Below are 19,521 nucleotides of genomic sequence, written 5' to 3'. Positions count from 1 at the left end.
GGGGCCGCCGCGTAGACTGTGTCTGCCCCGTTCCCCGCGCAGGAGATGACCGTGCCCCAGCCGAAGCTCGCCGATGTGGCCGCCGCGGCCGGGGTCTCCCCGACCACCGTCTCCCGGGTGCTCAACGATCGCGGCTACCTCTCCCAGAAGACCAAGGACGCGGTGCACGCGGCGATGGCGGAGCTGGGCTACCGCCCCAATGCCATCGCCCGCTCCCTGCAGCAGCGCTCCAGCCGCCTGGTCGGCATCATCTTCCCCACGGTGGCCCACCCGTTCTACGGGCAGATGGCCGAAGCCCTGGAGACCCGCCTGGCCGGGGCCGGCTACAAGGTGCTGCTGTGCGACTCCGCCGGGCGGCCGGATCGGGAGCGGCGGCACCTGGACATGCTGCTGGCCAACCAGGTGGACGGGATCATCACCGGGGCGCACTCCCAGGTGGTCGGCGACTACCCGGGGCTGCGGGCGCCGGTGGTCACGATCGACCGGCCGAAGGGCCACGACTTCCCGGACATCTCCTGCGACAACCGGACGGTGATGCGCGAGCTGACCCGCGGCGTCATCGCCCGGGGCGCCCGGCGGATCCTGCACCTGACCTCCTCGCGGGATCCGCAGGCCCCGCGCCTGCTGGGCCACGCCGAGGCGATGGCCGAGGCGGGGCTGGAGCCTGCGGTGCTGCGCCCGGAGCCCTCTCGGGGCTGGTGGCCCGACCCCGAGCAGATCGATCCCGTGCTGGATCGGGCGTGGGAGGCCGCCGCGGCCCCGGAGGCCGTGATGTGCAGCAACGACCTGCTGGCCGCCGCGGTGCTGAGCTGGGCCCGACGCCGGGGCCTGCGGGTGCCGCGGGATCTGCAGGTCACGGGCTTCGACGGCTCCGCGGCCTCCCGGATCTTCTGCCCCGAGCTGAGCACCGTGGTGCAGCCCTACGGGGCGATGGCCCGGGAGGCCGTCGCGGCGATCCTCGCCGCGGTGGACGGCGAGCCGCTGCCGGCCGGCACCCGCGAGCTGCCGGCCACCATCGACTGGCGCGAGACCACCCGCCCGGCCAGAGCCCCGCGCCCGCATCGGGGCGGGGGCCCGGGCCGGGCGGGCTCGGGTCGGCTCAGGACTGCGCGGCGGCGGCCGGCTTCTCCTTCGGGGTGATGCTCAGGAATGCCTCCCCGTGGGCGACGGTGCTTCCGGTGTCCGCGGTGAGCTGCGTACCCTCGATCCGCTTCGCCGAGGTCACGACCATCGGGGTGGTCAGGTCGTAGCCGGCCGCGCGGATGGCCGCGGCGTCGAAGCGGGCCAGGACGTCCCCGCGGCGCACCACGTCTCCCTTGCGCACCAGCGGGGTGAAGTGCTCCCCGTCCAGGGCCACGGTGTCGAAGCCCAGGTGGATCAGCACGTCCAGCCCGCCCGCAGTGCGCAGCCCGTAGGCGTGGCCGGTGGGGAAGGCGACGGTGACGACGGCGTCGGCCGGGGCGTAGAGCACCCCGTCGCTGGGGTCCACGGCCGCGCCGGGACCGAGCATCTGCTGGGCGAAGGTGGGGTCGGAGACCTCGGACAGGGCCAGCACCCGCCCGTCCAGCGGGGCGGTCAGGCGCCAGTCCTCGGCGTCGTCGGCCAGCACCGGGCCGGCTTCTCCCTCGTACCGCTCGGCGTCGTCGCCCTCCGCGCCCAGGGCCACGGCGGCGCCCTCGGCGGCGGCCGCGGCGTTGCGCTGGGCCGCACCGACCTTCCGGCGGGCCACCGCGTAGGTCACGGCGAAGGAGATCGCGGTGGTGATCAGCAGGGCGATGAAGAACCGGCCGATGTCCGTGGCCCGGATGGACACGAAGCCGAGGTAGCCCGCGGCCCCCAGGGCGACGGCGCGGATGTTCATCAGCGCCACGAGCGCTCCGCCGACCGCGGCCGCGCCCATGCCGATGAACAGCGGGTAGCGCAGGCGCAGGTTCACCCCGAAGATCGCCGGCTCGGTGATGCCGAGGAACGCGGAGAAGGAGGAGGCCCCGGCCACGCCCTTGAGCTTCTTCTCCCGGGTGGTCAGGTACACGGCGAGGCAGGCCGCGCCCTGGGCGGCGTTGGCCATCGAGGCGATGGGGAAGATGAAGGAGCCGCCGGCGGCGATCAGCTGCAGCTCGATCGGCGGGAAGGACTGGTGCAGCCCGGTGATGACGATGGGGCTGTAGAAGAACGCGAAGACCATGCCGCCGAGGGGCCCGGCCACGGTGTAGAGCCATTCGATGCCGCGCCCGAGGGCGTCGCCGGCGGTGAACAGGAACGGGCCGATCGCGACGAAGGTGATGAAGCCGGTGATCAGCAGGGACAGGGTCGGGGTGAAGATGAAGCCGATGGTGCCCTTGAGCACGCGGTTCAGCCCCTTCTCCAGGTTCGCCAGGATGAAGGCGACGACGAGGATGGGCAGCACGGTGCCCTGGTAGCCGGACTGCTGGACCTGCAGGCCGAAGACGTCCCAGTAGGTCATCCGGTTCTCGGCCAGGGCCTGGGCGACGTCGTAGCCGTTGACCAGCTGCGGCATGACCATGGCCATGCCCATCGCCGCACCCAGGTACGGGTTGCCGCCGAAGCGCTTGGCCGCGGAGAAGCCGACCAGGATCGGCAGGAAGGCGAAGGGGGCGGCCGCGAGCATGTTGATGATGCCGGCCAGGCCCTCCCAGGCGGGGTTGGCCTCGATGAACGACTGCCCGCCGTACCAGGGCATCAGCCCCTCGGCGGTGAGGACGTTGTTCAGGGCCATGAGCATGCCGCCGCCGACCAGCACCGGGATCAGCGGCACGAAGATGTCGGCGAAGACCTTGAGGAAGCGCACGAACCAGGAGGAGCGCTGGTCGGCGACCTGCTTGAGCTCGTCCTTGGAGACCTCCTTGACCCCGAGCGGGGCCAGGTGGGCGAAGACCCGGTCGACGTCGCCGGGCCCGACGATGACCTGGAACATGCCCCCGCCCTCGAAGGTGCCCTTCAGGTCCGGGTCCGCATCCAGCGCGGCCTGGTCCACCTCGTCGCTGTCCTGCAGGACGAAGCGCAGGCGCGTGGCGCAGTGGGCGGCGGCCTGGATGTTGCTGGGTCCGCCGACGGCGTCGACGACCCTCTCTGCTACGGCGGCGTGTTCCACGGAAGTCTCCTTCGCTCGGCCGTGGGCGCCCGCGGGATGCGGCGCCTGTCAATCGATTGACACACTAGCACGGCCGCGCCCCGGCGTGACCCCCTCCCGTTGTGCGTGGCGGGTGCATGGCGGGCCTAGGGCCCGGGCAGGAGCGCGGCCTCGGCGCTGAGGAGGCGGGCTCCGGCGTCGCACCGGGCGGTGACGGCCACGGGACCGGTGAGGAAGATGCGCTGGGTGAACACGCAGGCGCCGTCCTCGGCGAAGATCTCCAGGCTGGATGAGTCCGCGAAGAGCTCGACGGCGCGGTGCGGCGCCGCGGGAAGGGTGCGGGTGCGCTCGGGACCGCCGGCCTGGTACCGGCTGCCGCCGCGGTCCACGGTGATGCCGGTGGCGCAGATGCTGACGGTCACCGCGTTCCCCCGCGGATCCAGGTACTCCAGGCGAGACGCAGGATCCGGTACCGCGCCGGCCGAGGGGCCCTCGAAGGAGACCTCCACCCGCAGCCGGTGCGCGGGGCGAGGCTGCGGCGGGATGAGCTGCGCGGCGTCGGCATCGGGCAGGTCCAGCTCCCGCAGGGGCAGCAGCCGGTCCGCCTCGGGCATCGGCCGCTGGAGCAGCCGACCGCCGCGCAGGACCAGCTCCCGGGGCAGGGTCATCTGGTGGACCCAGCCGCGGGCGAGGGAGGGCTGGTCGTCCTCCCCGGCGTTGCCCAGCCAGCCCATCAGGACGGTGCGCTCTCCGGTCCCGGCGAAGACCTGCGGGGCGTAGAACTCGAAGCCGGCATCCAGCTCCTCCAGCGCGGTGGCCTCCCGGAAGGCGCACCCCTTCAGCACCCCCACGGTGTACGTGCACGGGTAGGGGTTGCGGAAGCGCTCGCCCTCGGGCCCCAGGCCCTGCGGACAGAAGATCAGCACGTGGCGCTCCTCCCCCGTCGCCTCATCGCGCAGACCCACCAGCTGGGGGCACTCATCCATGAATCCCGGGGCGCGCAACTCCGGACGGTCGAAGCGCACCTCCCCCGTGAACCCCCAACGGCGGCGATCCGTCGAGTCCCACCGCAGGATCGCGCCCGTGCCGTCCTCGCGCTGGGCCCCCAGCAGCATCATCCAGCCGCCCTCCGGGGCGGGCAGCACCTGCGGGTCTCGGAAGTGCGCGGTGTATCCCGGCGGCGGGCCCGGGATCAGCGGGTTGTCGGGGTCCGGGAGCAGCCGCCCGGACCCGTCGCCGGCGGGCACGGCCCGGCACTGGTATGCCTCCCGGCCGCCGTTCCGGGTGCGCACGTTGCCGGTGTAGTAGAACTCCACCCCGCCCCCCGGCAGCGGCAGGGCCCCGCCGGAGTAGCAGCCGTCGCGGTCGTACCAGTGCACCGGCTCCAGCGCGGTGCCGAGGTCGCGCCAGCGCAGCAGGTCCTCGGAGACCGCGTGGCGCCAGAACACGGCCTTCTCCGGGTGCAGAGGGCTGTACTGGTAGAAGGCGTGCCAGCGCCCGTCCAGATGCACCAGGCCGTTGGGGTCGTTGAGCCTGCCCACCGGCGGGGCCAGGTGGTAGCGGGGGCGGTCCGGGTCCGCGCGCACGGCGGCGGCAAGTTCGCGTTCGCGCGCCGCGGCCCGGCGGGCCCGATCCAGCAGCTCGGGATCGACGACGGCAGGATCCTCGACGCCGGGGATCCCGACGGCCGGGTCCTCGGCGGCAGCCCCCTCGGCATCGGGGCGGGCGGGCTCGGGAAGGCAGGAAGGGGGCATGAGACCACCCTAGACACTGTGACCATCGTTTGACACATCGCTTCGACCCGGAGGCGGACGCGCGAGAGCCCCCGCCCTCCCGCGAACGGGATGACGGGGGCTCTCGCGGATCAGCAGGGGCTCTCCCCGGTGCGGGGAGAAGCGTCCTTACTTGAGGGTGACGGTGGCGCCGGCGCCCTCGAGCTGCTCCTTGGCCTTCTCGGCGTCCTCCTTGGAGGCGCCCTCGAGAACGGCCTTGGGGGCGCCGTCGACCAGATCCTTGGCCTCCTTCAGGCCGAGGGAGGTCAGGGCGCGCACCTCCTTGATGACCGCGATCTTCTTGTCGCCGGCACCCTCGAGGATGACGTCGAACTCGGTCTGCTCCTCGGCGGCGTCCGCGCCACCGTCGCCACCGGCGGCGGGGGCGGCGGCCACGGCGGCCGGGGCGGCGGCGGTGACGTCGAAGGTCTCCTCGAAGGTCTTCACGAACTCGGAGAGCTCGATCAGGGAGAGCTCCTTGAAGGCCTCGATCAGTTCGTCGATGGACAGCTTAGCCATGTGATTGGCTCCTCACTTCGTCTGGTTGCAGGTCGGAACTGCAACGGATCTTGGTTCCCTGGCCCCGGCGGGCACCAGGCACAGCGTGCGATCCGCGAGCGGATCAGCGGCTGTCGGCATTCGCGGGGAATGCCTTAGGCAGCGGATTCTCCACCCTGCTCCTCGACCTTGACGCGCAGCGCCTCGGCGGTGCGCACGGTCTTGGACAGCGGTGCCTGGAACAGCGCGGCGGCCTTGGCCATGGTGCCCTTGGCGGCACCGGCGACCTTGGCCAGCAGCACCTCGCGAGATTCAAGATCCGCAAGCTTGATGACGTCAGCTTCACTGAGCGGCTTACCCTCGAAGTAACCGCTCTTGATGATCAGCTGGGGGTTCTCCTTGGCGAAGTTGCGCAGGCCCTTGGCCGCCTCCACCGGTTCCCCGGTGATGAAGGCGACGGCGGTGGGGCCCTGCAGGTCGTCGAAGTTCAGGCCCTCGACGCCCGCCTCCCTGGCCGCGATCGCGGTCAGGGTGTTCTTCACCACGGCATATTCGGCGTGCTCACCGAGGGAACGGCGCAGCTCCTTGAGCTTCGCCACGGTGAGACCACGGTACTCAGTCAGAACAGCTGCAGTGGAGGAGGAGAAAAGATCCCTCAGCTCCGCTACGGCGGCTGCCTTCTCCGGTGTCGCCATGGTTCTCCTTCCGGTCTGAATGCCGGGCGCCCATGAGCCCACGAAAAAAGCCCCGCGCAGGCGGCGGGGCGACGCTCCCCTCACGGAATCCTCGATGCGCTGGGCAGAGGAACCCGGGGGTTCGGCGTGTCACGGTCACCTGCGCTGGCCGTCCTCGCGGGACTCTTATGGCGGATTGGTCTGCCTGGCGGCATGACCGAACCTACGACCGGCGGTCTTTGGTGTCTCCATTGAACCACACCCGCGGCGGATGCGCCAGCGGGCGGGGGCGCGGCACGCGAGGTGCGGATGCGAGAACGCCCCGCCGGACCCGGTGCCTGACCGGATCCGACGGGGCGCTGCGACCGCCATGGCGGCGGCTCACCGAGGCTCAGCTGCGCCTGCGGCTCACTTCTCCGCGACGGAGGGGTCCACCGGCACGCCGGGACCGAAGGTGGTGGCCACCGTCAGCTTGGAGATGTAGCGGCCCTTGGAGGAGGACGGCTTCAGCCGCACGATCTCCTCGACGGCGGCGCGGAAGTTCTCCACCAGCTGCTCCTGGGTGAAGGAAGCCTTGCCGATGATGAAGTGGAGGTTGGCGTTGCGATCGACGCGGAAGTCGATCTTGCCGCCCTTGATGTCGCCCACGGCCTTGGCCACGTCCATGGTCACGGTGCCGGTCTTGGGGTTCGGCATCAGGTTGCGCGGACCCAGGACCTTGCCCAGGCGCCCGACCTTGCCCATCATGTCCGGGGTGGCCACGGCGGCGTCGAAGTCCGTCCAGCCGCCGGCCACGCGGGCGATGAGGTCATCGGAGCCGACGAAGTCCGCACCGGCCTCCTCGGCGGCGGCGGCCTTGTCACCCTGGGCGAAGACGACCACGCGGGCGGTCTTGCCGGTGCCGTTGGGCAGGTTCACGGTGCCGCGGACCATCTGGTCGGCCTTGCGGGGGTCCACGGACAGCCGCATGGCGACCTCCACGGTGGGGTCGGCCTTGGAGCTGTTGATCTCCTGGGCCAGGGCGATCGCCTCGGGGGCGCTGTAGAGGCGGCCCTCCTCGATCTTCTCGGCGGCTGCCTTGTACGCTTTGCTGCGCTGTGCCATCTGCTTGCTCTCTCCTTGTGCAGTCGTGGTCTGTCGGATCGCGCGCGATCCTGCCACACGCCCGGCGCCTGCTGCGCTGCGGACGGCCCGCCGCGGCGGCGGGTCTTTCGGGTCGGCATCGGGATGATGCCGGTGCCTCGCGGTGGAGGCGAGGGGACTACTCGACGGTGATGCCCATGGAGCGGGCCGTGCCGGCGACGATCTTCGCGGCGGCGTCGATGTCGTTGGCGTTGAGGTCGGGCATCTTGGTCTGGGCGATCTCGCGGACCTGGTCCATGGAGATCTTGCCGACCTTGTTGGTGTGCGGGATGCCGGAGCCCTTCTGCACGCCCGCGGCCTTCTTGATCAGGTCAGCGGCCGGCGGGGTCTTGGTGATGAAGGTGAAGGAGCGGTCCTCGTAGACCGTGATCTCCACCGGCACCACGTTGCCGCGCATGGATTCCGTGGCGGCGTTGTACGCCTTGCAGAACTCCATGATGTTGACGCCGTGCTGACCCAGGGCCGGGCCGACCGGCGGGGCCGGGTTGGCGGCGCCTGCCTGGATCTGCAGCTTGATGAGGCCAGAGACCTTCTTCTTGGGAGCCAATGCTTGGTCCTTTGCTTACGTGGGACGGACCGCCGCGCAGGAGCGCACGACGGCGGGTGGCCGCCGTGGCGCGGCGACCGGCGTGAGGGCGCACCCCAGCGTTCGGGTGCGCACACGCAACCATCCACTCTACGCCGCGGCGGGGGTCGGGCACCACCCGCAGCGGCCCACCTCACAGACAGACGGCGCCCGTCGTCTCCCGGTGCGGGAGGCGGCGGGCGCCGTCGGAGCCTGGCGGATCAGATCTTGGAGACCTGATTGAACCCCAGGGTCACGGGGGTCTCGCGCTCGAAGAGGGAGACCAGGACCACCAGCTGCTGGGCCTCGGGGTTGATCTCGTTGACGGTCGCCGGGAGGGTCTCGAACGGGCCCTCCTTGACGACCACGGACTCCCCGATCTCGAAGCCGACGCTGACCTGCGGGGCCAGCGGCTCCGGGATGGGCTCGCCGGCCTGCTTGGCGGCCTCCACCTGCTCGGCCTCGAAGACCGGGGCCAGCATGTCCACGACCTCGTCCAGACGCAGCGGCACGGGGTTGTAGGCGTCCTGCCCGACGAAGCCGGTGACGCCGGGGGTGTGGCGCACCACGCCCCAGGACTCGTCGGTGAGGTTCATCCGCACCAGCACGTAGCCCGGGATGCGCACGCGGCGCACGGTCTTGCGCTGGCCGTTCTTGATCTCCACGACCTCTTCCATGGGGACCTGGATCTCGAAGAGGTCGTCCTCCATGTTCATCGACTGCGCGCGGGTCTGCAGGTTGGTGCGGACCCGGTTCTCGTAGCCGGCGTAGGTGTGGATGACGTACCAGTCGCCCTCCTGGCGGCGCAGCTTGGAGCGGAACTCGGCCATCGGGTCCGGCTGCTCCTCCTCGGCCGCCTCGGAGCCCTCCTGGGCCTGGACTGCCTCCGCGGCCTCGGCCGCGGTGTCCTCGAAGCCCTTCTCCGGGTTCTCCGGCTGGGCGTCGGTGGCCGCGATCAGCCCGGCGTCGGTGTTCTCGAAGCCGGAGCGAGACTCCCCCGCCTGCGCGGCGGCGGCCTGCGCGGCCTGCTCCGGGGAGACCTCCTCCGGGGTGCCGGCCTGCTCGGCGTCGGGAGTCTGGTTGGTCGGGGTCTCGGGGCTCACGCCCTCGGCGTTCTCGCGTTCCTGCTCGGACACTGTTGCTGTTCCTGCTTTCTGGGAGGGTGCGCCGGACGCCGCCCCGCCGGGGGCGGGTCCGCGCGAGCGGACCGGGGATCGGACGGACGGTGCGGACTACTGTCCGGTCATGGACTGGCCGTTGCCGAACAGCCAGAAGGCTCCCTTGCCGAAGAGGAAGTCCAGACCGGAGATCAGCAGCAGCATGAAGGCCACGAAGATCAGGACGATGATCACGTAGTTGACCAGCTCGCGGCCGGTGGGGGTCACGACCTTCTTCAGCTCGGCGAGGACCTGGCGGAGGAAGAGGAAGATCCTCCCGAAGAAGCCGCGGGCCCGGGCGTCTTCGATCCCGGCTCCTCCTGCGGCGGCGGCCTTGGCCATGGGATCCGCCCCTTTCTGCGACGTGCGACGAGCGTTCGGGACCCTGGGGCCCCGGTCCCCGCGGACGGGCCGCGACGACGGGGTGCGTGCAGGGCAGACAGGACTCGAACCTGCAACCTGCGGTTTTGGAGACCGCTGCGCTACCAATTGCGCCACTGCCCTTCGGAAGGCCCCGGGCCTTCCGCGGTGACTCTCCTCCGCGTCGGGGCCCGTGACGGCGCGCGGGATCCTCAGGGGGTGAGTACCGGGTACCGACTGTAGCCGAGAGCCCGCGCTCGGCGCAATCCGCCGTCGATCCCGGCCCAGGCGCAAGGCCCGACCCTAGGATGGGAGCAGGGCGGGCTGCCCGCGCCGCGCGGGTCCCGCACCGGCCACCGCCCCCGACGTCGAAGGAAGCCGCCGACCATGACCTCCCACGAGCGCATCTCCGCCCGCATCAGCGCGATCGCCCCCTCGGCCACCCTCGCGGTGGACGCCCGCGCCAAGGAGCTGAAGGCCGCCGGACGCCCGGTCATCGGCTTCGGCGCGGGCGAGCCGGACTTCCCCACCCCGGAGTTCATCGTCGACGCCGCCCGGGCGGCCCTGGATGACCCGGCGAACTTCCGCTACACCCCGGCCGCGGGCCTGCCGCAGCTGCGCCGGGCCATCGCCGAGAAGACGGCGCGGGACTCCGGCTGGGAGGTGGAGCCCTCCCAGGTGGTGGTGACCAACGGCGGCAAGCAGGCGGTCTACGAGGCCTTCGCGACCGTCATCGGGCAGGGGGACGAGGTCCTGCTGCCCGCCCCGTACTGGACCACCTACCCCGAGGCGATCCGCCTGGCCGGGGGCGAGCCCGTGGAGGTCTTCGCCGGCTCGGAGCAGGGCTACAAGGTGACCCCGGAGCAGCTGGAGACCGCCTGCACCGAGCGCACCAAGGCGCTGATCTTCGTCTCCCCCTCCAACCCCACCGGGGCGGTGTACTCCCCCGAGGAGACCGCCGCGATCGGGGCGTGGGCCGCGGAGAAGGGGATCTTCGTGATCACGGACGAGATCTACGAGCGGCTCACCTACGACGACACCCCCTTCACCTCCCTGGCCGAAGCCGCCCCGCAGCTGCGGGAGAACCTGGTGATCCTCAGCGGGGTGGCCAAGACCTACGCGATGACCGGCTGGCGGGTGGGCTGGCTGGTGGCGCCGGCCGACGTGGCGAAGGCCGCGACCAACCTGCAGTCGCACCTGAGCTCCAACGTCAACAACATCGCCCAGCGGGCCGCGCTGGCGGCCCTGACGGGCCCGCAGGAGGAGGTCGAGGCGATGCGCCGGGCCTTCGACGCCCGCCGTCGGCTCATCGTGGATGGGCTGAACGCGGTGCCCGGCTTCTCCTGCCCCGTCCCGCAGGGCGCGTTCTACGCCTACCCGGACGTCACCGCCCTGCTGGGCCGGGAGATCGCCGGGCGGCGCATCGAGTCCTCCCAGGACCTGGCGACCCTGATCCTGGAGGAAGCGGAGGTCGCCGTCGTGCCGGGTGAGGCCTTCGGCCCCTCCGGATACCTGCGCCTGTCCTACGCCCTGGGCGAGGAGGATCTGCGCGAGGGCGTCGGGCGGATCCAGCGGCTGCTGGCCGACGCCGCCTGAGCGCACCACCCGAGCCGACCGCCGATTCCCACACGAACCCACATGTCGGAAGTGTGACTCCCCTCGCCCTGAGGCCGTGATTCCCCGGAATTCAGCGGAACCACGGCCTCTGCCGACTCCACAGAAACGCAACCGCTCGCTAGACTGGTTCCGGTTGACGAATCCATCCGAACCATCAGTCGAGGAGACCACCATGAAGATCGGACTGCTCACCAGCGGCGGGGACTGCCCCGGCCTGAACGCCGTGATCCGCGGCGCCGTGCTCAACGGAGTCAAGACCTACGATGACGAGTTCGTGGGCTTCCGGGACGGCTGGCGCGGCCTCGTGGAGGACGACATCATGGATCTGCCCCGCACCAAGGTGCGCGGCCTGGCCCGCACCGGCGGCACGATCCTCGGCACCTCCCGCACCAACCCCTACGACGGCCCGCACGGCGGCCCGGAGAACATCTCCATCGTGCTGGAGAAGAACCAGATCGACGCCGTCGTCGCGATCGGCGGGGAGGGGACCCTGGCCGGGGCCCGCCGCCTGGCCGACGCCGGCCTGCCCGTCGTCGGGGTGCCGAAGACCATCGACAACGACCTCAACGGCACGGACTACACCTTCGGCTTCGACACCGCGGTGCAGATCGCCACGGATGCGATGGACCGCCTGCGCACCACCGGCGAGTCCCACCACCGCTGCATGGTCGCGGAGGTCATGGGCCGCCACGTCGGGTGGATCGCGCTGCACTCCGGCATGGCCGCCGGCGCGCACGCCGTGCTGATCCCGGAGCAGCAGGTGCCGATGACGCAGGTGGCCGAGTGGGCCAAGGAGGTCCACGACCGCGGCCGCTCCCCGCTGGTGGTGGTGGCCGAGGGCTTTATCCCGGAGGGCTTCGACGAGGTCATGCACGACAAGGGCGTGGAGAAGGACGGGCGCCCCCGGCTGGGCGGCATCGGCGAGTACGTGACCCACGAGATCGAGAAGCTCACCGGCATCGAGACCCGCAACACCACGCTGGGGCACATCCAGCGCGGCGGCTCCCCCACCAGCTTCGACCGGGTGCTGGCCACCCGCTTCGGGATGAACGTGGTGGACCTGGTGCACGACAAGGAGTGGGGCAAGATGGTGGCCCTGCACGGCACCGACGTGGTGCGCGTGGGCTTCCACGAAGCCCTGGACTCCGGGCTGAAGGAGGTTCCGCAGGACCGCTGGGAGGAGGCCAAGACCCTCTTCGGACGCTGATCCCGCGTCGGCCGGGCGCCGGTGCCCACCGACGCCGCCCGGCCGAGCACGACGACGGCCCGGCCGTCCTCCCTCATCGCGAGGGGAGACGGCCGGGCCGTCGTCGTCGGTGCGGCCGGGCTAGCCGGACATCACGGCTGGCGCAGGAAGTCCGCGCGGTGCCGTCGGCCGGCCACCTGCCCGGCCTCCGGGTCCACGATCACGGTCTGGGCCGCGGCGTAGACGGTCCCCGCGGGCTCCCCGTCCTCACCGGGCTGCCCCGGATCCACCACCCGCAGGGCGGCGGCGGGGTCCACCGAGCGCTTGAGCACGGCCAGGGCGATGGGCCCGGCCTCGTGGTGCAGGGCCGCGGAGGTCACCCGCCCCACCGGGCGGGCACTGCCCTCCACGCACACCGGCGAGCCGAGAGCGGGCAGGGTGTGCTCCGAGCCGTCCAGGTCCAGGAAGGCCAGGCGCCGGGGCGGGTGGCCCAGGTTGTGCACGCGGGCCACGGTCTCCTGGCCCTTGTAGCAGCCCTTGGCCAGGTGCACGGCGGTGCGCATCAGATCCAGCTCGTGCGGGATGGCCCGCTCATCGATCTCCCGGGCGGCGCGCGGGCGCCACTCCGCGATGCGCAGGGCCTCCGCGGCCCACAGCCCGGCCCAGCCCAGCGGCGCCGGGTCCGCCTCGGCCAGGCCCGCCAGCTCCGGCAGCCGCTCGCGCGGCACCAGGGCCTCGTACCAGGTGCGCTGGGCCCCGGGGTGCTCCGCGACGGCGGCGTAGCTGGTGCCGCCGGGCACGACGCCGGGCCACGGGTCCCGCCACACCAGCGGCAGCCCGGACTCGCCCGCGCGCGCCAGGAACGGCGCCAGCACGGCGGCATCCCGCGGGTCCACACGCAGCCCCACCACGGCCCAGTCCGCGGCGGCCGCCCGGACCTGCACCCGCAGCATGAAGCGCATCGAGTCCAGGAACGCCGTCAGCGGCTGCTCCTGCCCCGGCTCCACGATCAGCAGGATCCGGTCCTCGCCGATGATCGCGTGGGGGACGTACTCGAGCCGCCCCTGCGCGGAGAGCAGGGCCAGCTCCGCGGAGGACCCGGCGGGCAGGCCGGTGAGCACCTGGGAGGACAGGGTGGTCAGCCAGCTGGCCCGGTCCTGCCCCGTCACCTCGACGACGCCCAGGTGGGATGAGTCCACCAGCACCGGGGAGGCGGGGGTGGAGCGGGCCAGGCGGCGCTGTTCGCGCAGGGGGTCGCCGTAGTGGGCGGGGACCGCCTGGTCCGGGGCCTCCGCCGGCACCGCGCCGTGCCGGTCCAGCAGGGGTGAGCGTTCGGGACTCACCGCACCACCTCGGCCGCGTCCGTGCGGCGCAGGCGCGCGGAGGCGTGGGAGGCCATCTCGTGCCCGAGGGCGGCCATGTCCCAGGCCCACATCAGCTCGCCGTTGACCAGCCCGTACATCCGGGAGGCGGCGGTGTACTCCTTGGCTCCCTCGGCCCGCATCACGGCGTCGGTGGCCATCTGGATGCGGGGCCCGTCGATGACGCCCACGTACAGCTCGCTGACCCCGCCGGGGTGGTTGATGTTCGCGGTGATCTCGAAGCCGCCCTCCTCTCGGCGCAGCCTCTCCACGTCCGCGGCGGTGGCCAGAGTCGGTTCGGCCGCGCCGGGGATGAGCCCGGGGCCGAGGTCGCCCTCCTGCAGCTTCCGGCCCAGCTGCCAGAAGCCGGTCTCCACGCTGATGGGGCGGGTGCGCTGCCCCTCCTCGTCCAGCAGGTAGGACTCGGCGCGGTACTCGATGAACGGCAGGCCGGACTGGGTGAAGGAGACGATCTGCCCGAACTGCCGATCGGGGACGTCCTGGCCGTAGCCGAGCACGCCCACGCCCTCCCACTGGCCGAGCAGCCAGGCGAAGGGGACGAGCTCGGGAGTCATGTCTGAGGGGATCTCGATAGCCATGGCCCCATCCTAGGCGCGCAGCCTCAGGCCCGCGCGGGCTTTCCCTCGGACGCGAACGGGCCCCGGGCGGCAGTGCCCGGGGCCCGTTCGCGCGACCGCCGCGGCGGTCAGCGTCGATGGGTCACTTCTGGCCCTTGAACAGCCGGGCCACCACGAGGACCGCGGAGCCCGCGATGCCCAGGGAGGCCAGGCCCAGCAGGGACAGGAAGAAGATCTCGAGTGCCATGATCATGGTCACCAAGCTACCACGCGCAGCAGCAGGAAGGTTCCGGCGCAGCCCAGGATCCCGAAGAACGCGACCGGCACCAGCCCGAGGGTCACGGCCCCGCGCCGCGGGCCATCCGCAGGCCCCGCCGCGATCAGCCGGACGCCGACCCCGGCGATCAGCACCGCGATCACCGCGCCGCAGACCCACACGGCCCACCCGGCCCGGGTCTGCTCGTGCACCAGGGCCATCGCGATCCACCCGGCGGAGCTGACCGCGGCCAGCACCCCGGTCACCGCGGAGATCACGGACTCCAGCCGGGCGGGCGCCCCCTCCCCGCGCACCAGCTCCCCGATGAAGCAGGCCAGCACCCCCACGGCGACGACGGCCGGCAGCAGCGTCACCAGCGAGGCCGAGGCCGTCAGCAGCACGACCGCGCAGGCCGCCAAGCCGCTGGCGCCGATGATCCCGGTGTGCACCGGCAACACCTCCCCGCCGCGCTGCTGGGCCACCCCGGAGGCTGCCGGCCAACCCCACGCGATGACCAGGACCATCGCGACGGTGGCCACCGCGGAGGCCTGCGGGGCCCACACCGCGCACAGCAGGGAGACGGCCAGGCCCAGGACGGCGGATCCGGCGACGAGCCGGTAGCGGGAGGGGCCGGAGCGCCCGGCGCTGCGCAGCCGCTCACCGCGGGTGGGAGTCGCTGACGGGGTCACGGCGGGCGGGCCTCCTGAGTCGATCGGGGCGGGCGACGGCGCGGGGACGGCACGGGCCTGGCGGCGCCCGAGGGCGGACGGTGCCGAGTCTACCGGGCGCCGTGGCCGACGTCGGGGGCGCGCCGGGTCCCCGCGCCATCGGCCTATACTGTGCTCGTCCGCACAGACGCGGTCGCATCCCGCACCCGTGACCGAGGGAAGGAAGCCTCCGTGTCCCAGATCCTCGTCCTCAGCGACACCGCCGAGCAGGCCGCGGCGGCCCTGCCCGCCCTGGAGCTGCTCGCCCATGACGTGCACCGCGTGGGCCTGGGGACGAGCCTGGACTCCATCCGACGCCACGGCCCGGACCTGCTGCTGCTGGATGCCCGCGCGCAGGTGCTGCAGGCGCGCAACGCCGCCCGGCTGCTGCGCGCCCAGGCCCCCGAGCTGCCGATCCTGGCGGTGCTCACGGAGGGCACGCTCAGCGCGGTGACCCCCGAGTGGCCCGTGGACGACTTCCTGCTGCCCGACGCCGGCCCGGCCGAGGCCGAGGCGCGGCTGCGCCTCCTGCTGGGCGACCGTCGCAGCCCCACCCCCGCCCCCGCTCCCGCCGCGGAGCTGATCCGGTGCGGGGCAGTCGTCGTGGACGAGGCGGGCTACAGCGCCCGGATCGACGGGCAGCCGCTGAACCTGACGTACAAGGAGTTCGAGCTGCTGAAGTTCCTCGCGCAGAATCCCGGGCACGTGTTCACCCGCGCCCAGCTGCTCAGCGAGGTGTGGGGCTACGACTACTACGGCGGCACGCGCACCGTGGATGTGCACATCCGGCGCCTGCGGGCCAAGCTCGGGGCGGATCACGAGCAGATGATCACCACGGTGCGCAACGTCGGCTACTCGATGCACGCGCCGAAGGGCTGACGGCTCAGCCGCTCGCGGCCCCGGGTTTGGCGGCCAGGATGGTCCCGCGCACCAGCTCGCGGTCTTAGCACACCAGGGCGTCGTTCTCCAGGAGGCGCTCGCGCCCGATGGTGTCCCCGGTGCGTCGGCTGCGGGTCTCGCGCACGATGACGTTGTGCCGACGCACCTGGGCGGCCCCGGCGTCGTCGGCGTCCTCGTAGAAGTACGCGTCCTCCTCGAGGATGTGGTACTTGAACTCCCCCGGCCGCTCCGCGCGCAGCTGGCCCCGCAGGTGCTCCCCGTCCACGGCGACCCGGAACTGGTGGGTGCGGTCCGTGCCGTTGTGCACCCGATAATCCAGGAAGTTGTAGATGATCGAGGTCCCGGTGCCGTAGGGGATCTGGCGCTTGAAGTCCGGGAACAGGTCCAGCCCGGAGTGGTGGTGGTGCTCGGTGATGGTCAGCTCGGAGTGCAGCGCCATCCAGTGCAGCAGGTTGGTGAACTGGCACATCCCGCCGCCGATGCCCGACTCCGCGTGGTCCCCCTGGATGACCACCCCGGGCTGGAAGCCGCGGGCGGCGGTGGGGTTGCCCACCAGCCGCCAGAAGGAGAAGGTCTGCCCCGGCCGGATCAGGATCCCGTCCACCAGGGGGGCGGCGATGGCCAGGGACCGGGCCTTGCCCTCCTGCAGGTGCTGCTCCGTGCTGCCCAGGCGACGCCGGATCAGCGAGTTGTGCCCGTAGATCCGCGTCGGCAGATCCTCGGCGCTGCGCGGCGCGGCGAAGCTCCGACGCCGCGGCAGGTCGGCCAGGTGCCGCTGCAGGCGCTGCCGCTGGATCGCGATCTGATACGTCAGCGGGGAGATGTCCGAGAAGAGTCTGCGAGCCATATCACAGAAGATAGCCCACGGCGCGGCATCCGCCCAGCCCCGTCCCGCGGCCCGGCACGGCTCAGTCCTCCATATCCTTCGCCGCGGCCCGCCGGGCCGGCAGCATCTCGCGGTCCACCCAGCCGAGCACCTCGTCGAGGATCGGCAGGACCTGCTCCAGCTCCTGGGTGGTGATCGTCAGGGGCGGACTGACGTGCAGGGTGTTCTCCCGCCCGAAGGTGCTGAAGCCCCGGTCGTACAGCCGACCGATGATCCGCTTCATCACCGGGTCCGAAGACCGGTACCCCACCAGCGGGGTGCGGGCCTCCCGGTCCGAGACCAGCTCCACCGCGGCGAACATCCCGAGGTGGCGCACCTGGCCCACGCACTCGTGCTCCCGGGCCATCCGGTCCAGGAAGTCCGCGAGCACCGGGGCGGTCTGCGCCACGTGCTCCAGCACCCCGTCCTGCTCGTAGGCGTCCAGGGCCGCGTTGGCCGCGGCGCACGCGAGGGTGTGCCCGGAGTAGGTGAGCCCGCCGGGCAGCGGGTGCTCCTCGAAGAACCGGGCGATCTCCCGGGAGACCAGCACCCCGCCCAGCGGCACCGCCGCGTTGTCCACGCCCTTGGCGAAGGTCATCAGATCCGGCACGACGCCGAAGCCCTGCCAGGCGAACATCGTCCCGGTGCGCCCGAAGCCGGTCATCACCTCGTCGAAGATCAGCAGGATCCCGTACCGGTCGCACAGCCGCCGCAGCCCGGGCAGGTAGCCCTCCGGCGGGATGATGACGCCGTTGGCCCCGACCACCGGCTCCACGATGATCGCGGCGACCGTCTCCGGGCCCTCGAAGCGCAGCTGGCGCTCCAGATCCGCCAGGGCCCGCTCCGTGGCCGCGGCGTCCGCAGCCTCGCCGGACCAGCCGTCCTGGTACGGGTGCGGGGACAGGAACTTCACGAAGCCCGCGCCCGCGCCCTGCTCGGCCCCGAGCCGGCGCCAGTCCCCGGTGGCCTGCGCGGCCCCGGCCGTGGCCCCGTGGTAGCTGCGGTAGCTGGAGAAGACCTTGGTCCGGCCCGTGACGGTGCGGGCGATGCGCAGCGCGTGCTCGTTGGACTCCGCCCCGCCGTTGGTGAACATCACCCGGGCGAAGTGCTCCCGCCCGGCCAGGGCGACCAGGCGCGCGGCCAGCCGAGACTTGGGCTCGGTGGCGAAGGCGGGGGACATGAAGCAGAAGCGGCGGGCCTGCTCGGCGATCGCCTCGGCGATGCGGGGGTGGCCGTGGCCGAGGTTGGCGCAGACCATCAGCGAGGACATGTCCGCGATCCGCCGACCGGTCTCATCCCACAGCCAGATCCCCTCCGCCCGGGTGATGGTGTGCACCGGGCCCCCGGAGACGGACCAGGACTGCAGCACGTGATCCCGATGCTGGGCGGCGATCTCCTGGGTGTCGATCCCCAGAGTGTCGATCTCCGAGGTCCGGCCCGGATCCGCACCGGGCGCGGGATCGGCCTGCCCGCAGGCGTCGGAGACGGGGGTGATGCGGGCGGAGGTGACGGTCATGGCGGGTCCTTCCTCGTGCCGGAGGTCGTCCCGGGGCGGGTCCGGCGCGGCGTACGGCGAGCCTAGGAGCCGCGTGTTTCCCGCGCATTGCCGCCGGACGACGAGCGCGCACCGTCGGAACGACGTCTGCGCCGTCGCACCGGGCGGGCAGTAGACTGGGAGCAGTCGTCGCGCGTGCGCGGCGCGATCCTGGCCGCGAGAGAAACGGGAACGTCCACGTGTCCACTTCCGCCGAGCTGCACACCCAGAACCCCTCCCAGACCCCCAGCGGGCAGCCGCACCCCGCGGTCCTCGCCCCGACTCCCGAGCGCGTGCGCGCCGTCGAGCGCCTGGCCGAGCAGGCCCGCGAGCACGACGGCGCCGCCCCCTTCTCCGAGCAGACCCTCGTGCAGCTGCGCCGGGCCGCCCGCGACGACGCCGAGCGGATCCTGCTGGTCATCGCCGAGGAGGACGGGCAGGCGCTCGCCGCGGCCGTGGCCACCGCCCCGGACCCGCAGGACGAGGAGTCCACCGGCACGCTGGAGGCCGTCGTCGCCCCCGATCGACGCGGCGCCGGGCTCGGCCGGGCCCTGCTGGAGACCGCCCTGGGCGAGGAGGGCCTCGGCGAGGACCTGCCCCGCTACCGCGCCTGGGTGCACGGCTCGGGGCTGGCCGGGGACTCCCGGGAGTACTCCGCGCCCCTGGCCGCCGTGCAGCTGGCCAAGGACCTCGGGCTGCACGCGGTGCGCGAGCTGTGGAAGATGCGCCTGGAGCTCACCGATGCCGCCCGCCGCTCGATCGCCGAGCAGGCCGCCGCCCATGAGCCCGCCGCCCCGGTGCACCTGCGCACCTGGACCCCCGAGGACGCCGAGGCCTGGCTGCGCCTGAACGCCCAGGCCTTCGCCGAGCACCCCGAGCAGGGCCGCCTGACCCGCGCGGACCTGGACGCCCGCACCGCCGAGGACTGGTTCCGCCCCGAGGGCTTCTTCCTCGCCGAGACCTCCGAAGGCGCCGACGGCGGCTCCGGGCTGCTGGGCTTCCACTGGACCAAGATCGAGACGGATCAGCAGGGCCCGCGCGAGGGCGAGGTCTACGCCGTCGGCGTGGCCCCGGACGCGCAGGGCACCGGGCTGGGCAAGGCCCTGACCTTGGCCGGCATGGACTGGCTGGCGCGCCTGGGCACCGGCGAGGACGCGCAGGAGGAGCCGCTGGCCGCCATCGTCCTGTACGTGGACGCGGACAACGCCCCGGCGGTGAGCCTGTACCGCTCCCTGGGCTTCGTCCCGTGGGACGTGG

General features: G+C 72.5%; 17 protein-coding genes, 1 tRNA gene and 1 pseudogene. 5 read left to right on the top strand and 14 right to left on the bottom strand.

Going from position 1 to position 19,521, the window contains the following annotated elements; all coding sequences use genetic code 11:
* The first annotated feature begins 51 nt into the window (after positions 1–51).
* Complete coding sequence (locus NQ707_RS00300; protein ID WP_404434021.1) at positions 52–1,140, top strand: LacI family DNA-binding transcriptional regulator; 1,089 nt, start codon at positions 52–54, stop codon at positions 1,138–1,140.
* Here the strand turns inward: NQ707_RS00300 and NQ707_RS00295 are convergent.
* The 9 genes from NQ707_RS00295 to NQ707_RS00255 all read right to left on the bottom strand — a co-directional run bounded on the left by NQ707_RS00295 (position 1,100) and on the right by NQ707_RS00255 (position 9,404).
* A complete protein-coding gene (locus tag NQ707_RS00295) occupies positions 1,100–3,112 on the bottom strand; it encodes a sucrose-specific PTS transporter subunit IIBC (RefSeq protein ID WP_061225617.1) in 2,013 nt (670 codons plus the stop codon). The genes NQ707_RS00300 and NQ707_RS00295 overlap by 41 nt on opposite strands.
* Before the next feature lie 125 nt (positions 3,113–3,237).
* Positions 3,238–4,845 carry a glycoside hydrolase family 32 protein gene (locus tag NQ707_RS00290; RefSeq protein WP_404434019.1) on the bottom strand — a complete coding sequence of 536 codons (1,608 nt, stop codon included), beginning with the start codon at positions 4,843–4,845 and terminating at the stop codon, positions 3,238–3,240.
* Positions 4,846–4,992: 147 nt separating this feature from the next.
* Positions 4,993–5,382, bottom strand: coding sequence for a 50S ribosomal protein L7/L12 (rplL, locus tag NQ707_RS00285; protein ID WP_055684612.1), 390 nt, complete (start codon positions 5,380–5,382; stop codon positions 4,993–4,995).
* Between the two features lie 134 nt (positions 5,383–5,516).
* Positions 5,517–6,056 carry a 50S ribosomal protein L10 gene (gene rplJ, locus NQ707_RS00280; RefSeq protein WP_055684613.1) on the bottom strand — a complete coding sequence of 180 codons (540 nt, stop codon included), beginning with the start codon at positions 6,054–6,056 and terminating at the stop codon, positions 5,517–5,519.
* 387 nt (positions 6,057–6,443) lie between these two features.
* Positions 6,444–7,139 (bottom strand): 50S ribosomal protein L1, encoded by a 696-nt coding sequence (gene rplA, locus NQ707_RS00275; RefSeq protein WP_055684614.1) that lies wholly within the window; start codon positions 7,137–7,139, stop codon positions 6,444–6,446.
* A gap of 157 nt (positions 7,140–7,296) precedes the next feature.
* On the bottom strand, positions 7,297–7,725 hold the full coding sequence (rplK, locus tag NQ707_RS00270) for a 50S ribosomal protein L11 (protein ID WP_058730686.1): 429 nt from the start codon (positions 7,723–7,725) through the stop codon (positions 7,297–7,299).
* A 239-nt stretch (positions 7,726–7,964) separates the two neighbouring features.
* The gene (gene nusG, locus NQ707_RS00265; protein ID WP_058730687.1) at positions 7,965–8,879 is read right to left on the bottom strand and encodes a transcription termination/antitermination protein NusG; all 915 of its coding nucleotides are present in this window, start codon (positions 8,877–8,879) and stop codon (positions 7,965–7,967) included.
* Between the two features lie 96 nt (positions 8,880–8,975).
* Positions 8,976–9,242, bottom strand: a complete 267-nt coding sequence (gene secE / locus NQ707_RS00260; protein WP_055684617.1) for a preprotein translocase subunit SecE — start codon at positions 9,240–9,242, stop codon at positions 8,976–8,978.
* An 89-nt stretch (positions 9,243–9,331) separates the two neighbouring features.
* Positions 9,332–9,404 (bottom strand) — tRNA-Trp (locus tag NQ707_RS00255).
* Positions 9,405–9,647: 243 nt separating this feature from the next.
* Between NQ707_RS00255 and NQ707_RS00250 the strand changes: the two genes are divergently transcribed.
* The gene (locus tag NQ707_RS00250; protein ID WP_404434015.1) at positions 9,648–10,856 is read left to right on the top strand and encodes a pyridoxal phosphate-dependent aminotransferase; all 1,209 of its coding nucleotides are present in this window, start codon (positions 9,648–9,650) and stop codon (positions 10,854–10,856) included.
* A gap of 193 nt (positions 10,857–11,049) precedes the next feature.
* Positions 11,050–12,084 (top strand): 6-phosphofructokinase, encoded by a 1,035-nt coding sequence (locus tag NQ707_RS00245; protein WP_058730690.1) that lies wholly within the window; start codon positions 11,050–11,052, stop codon positions 12,082–12,084.
* Positions 12,085–12,215: 131 nt separating this feature from the next.
* Here NQ707_RS00245 and NQ707_RS00240 read toward each other — a convergent pair whose 3' ends face one another.
* The 3 genes from NQ707_RS00240 to NQ707_RS00230 form a co-directional block, all read right to left on the bottom strand.
* A complete protein-coding gene (locus tag NQ707_RS00240) occupies positions 12,216–13,406 on the bottom strand; it encodes a YgfZ/GcvT domain-containing protein (RefSeq protein ID WP_404434012.1) in 1,191 nt (396 codons plus the stop codon).
* Positions 13,403–14,023: an FABP family protein gene (locus NQ707_RS00235; RefSeq protein WP_058730692.1), complete on the bottom strand. Its 621-nt coding sequence runs from the start codon at positions 14,021–14,023 to the stop codon at positions 13,403–13,405. Before NQ707_RS00235 ends, NQ707_RS00240 begins: the two co-directional genes overlap by 4 nt.
* Before the next feature lie 234 nt (positions 14,024–14,257).
* The gene (locus NQ707_RS00230) at positions 14,258–14,947 is read right to left on the bottom strand and encodes a hypothetical protein (RefSeq protein ID WP_058730693.1); all 690 of its coding nucleotides are present in this window, start codon (positions 14,945–14,947) and stop codon (positions 14,258–14,260) included.
* A gap of 210 nt (positions 14,948–15,157) precedes the next feature.
* On the opposite strand from NQ707_RS00230, the gene NQ707_RS00225 reads away from it, so the two are divergent.
* Complete coding sequence (locus tag NQ707_RS00225; protein ID WP_058730694.1) at positions 15,158–15,844, top strand: winged-helix domain-containing protein; 687 nt, start codon at positions 15,158–15,160, stop codon at positions 15,842–15,844.
* A 64-nt stretch (positions 15,845–15,908) separates the two neighbouring features.
* On the opposite strand, the gene NQ707_RS00220 is transcribed toward NQ707_RS00225, so the two are convergent.
* Both NQ707_RS00220 and NQ707_RS00215 read right to left on the bottom strand, forming a co-directional pair.
* Positions 15,909–16,712, bottom strand: a complete 804-nt coding sequence (locus NQ707_RS00220; RefSeq protein WP_061225612.1) for a VanW family protein — start codon at positions 16,710–16,712, stop codon at positions 15,909–15,911.
* 61 nt (positions 16,713–16,773) lie between these two features.
* Positions 16,774–18,246, bottom strand: coding sequence for an aminotransferase class III-fold pyridoxal phosphate-dependent enzyme (locus NQ707_RS00215; protein WP_404434009.1), 1,473 nt, complete (start codon positions 18,244–18,246; stop codon positions 16,774–16,776).
* A gap of 218 nt (positions 18,247–18,464) precedes the next feature.
* Here NQ707_RS00215 and mshD point away from each other — a divergent pair.
* A pseudogene (mshD, locus tag NQ707_RS00210) lies at positions 18,465–19,496 on the top strand (mycothiol synthase); the annotation flags it as partial.
* Positions 19,497–19,521: the final 25 nt, after the last annotated feature.

The organism is Rothia sp. BD8, from assembly GCF_044878465.1.
GTDB classification, from domain to species: Bacteria; Actinomycetota; Actinomycetes; order Actinomycetales; family Micrococcaceae; genus Rothia; species Rothia kristinae.
This window is presented reverse-complemented; position numbering and strand designations above follow the sequence as displayed.

What these genes read in the sequence shown, in the direction of transcription:
- NQ707_RS00290 (WP_404434019.1), bottom strand. Translation starts at nt 4,845, where the DNA reads ATGCCCCCTTCCTGCCTTCCCGAGCCCGCCCGCCCCGATGCCGAGGGG.
- rplL (WP_055684612.1), bottom strand. Translation starts at nt 5,382, where the DNA reads ATGGCTAAGCTGTCCATCGACGAACTGATCGAGGCCTTCAAGGAGCTC.
- rplJ (WP_055684613.1), bottom strand. Translation starts at nt 6,056, where the DNA reads ATGGCGACACCGGAGAAGGCAGCCGCCGTAGCGGAGCTGAGGGATCTT.
- rplA (WP_055684614.1), bottom strand. Translation starts at nt 7,139, where the DNA reads ATGGCACAGCGCAGCAAAGCGTACAAGGCAGCCGCCGAGAAGATCGAG.
- secE (WP_055684617.1), bottom strand. Translation starts at nt 9,242, where the DNA reads ATGGCCAAGGCCGCCGCCGCAGGAGGAGCCGGGATCGAAGACGCCCGG.
- NQ707_RS00250 (WP_404434015.1), top strand. Translation starts at nt 9,648, where the DNA reads ATGACCTCCCACGAGCGCATCTCCGCCCGCATCAGCGCGATCGCCCCC.
- NQ707_RS00245 (WP_058730690.1), top strand. Translation starts at nt 11,050, where the DNA reads ATGAAGATCGGACTGCTCACCAGCGGCGGGGACTGCCCCGGCCTGAAC.
- NQ707_RS00235 (WP_058730692.1), bottom strand. Translation starts at nt 14,023, where the DNA reads ATGGCTATCGAGATCCCCTCAGACATGACTCCCGAGCTCGTCCCCTTC.
- NQ707_RS00220 (WP_061225612.1), bottom strand. Translation starts at nt 16,712, where the DNA reads ATGGCTCGCAGACTCTTCTCGGACATCTCCCCGCTGACGTATCAGATC.
- NQ707_RS00215 (WP_404434009.1), bottom strand. Translation starts at nt 18,246, where the DNA reads ATGACCGTCACCTCCGCCCGCATCACCCCCGTCTCCGACGCCTGCGGG.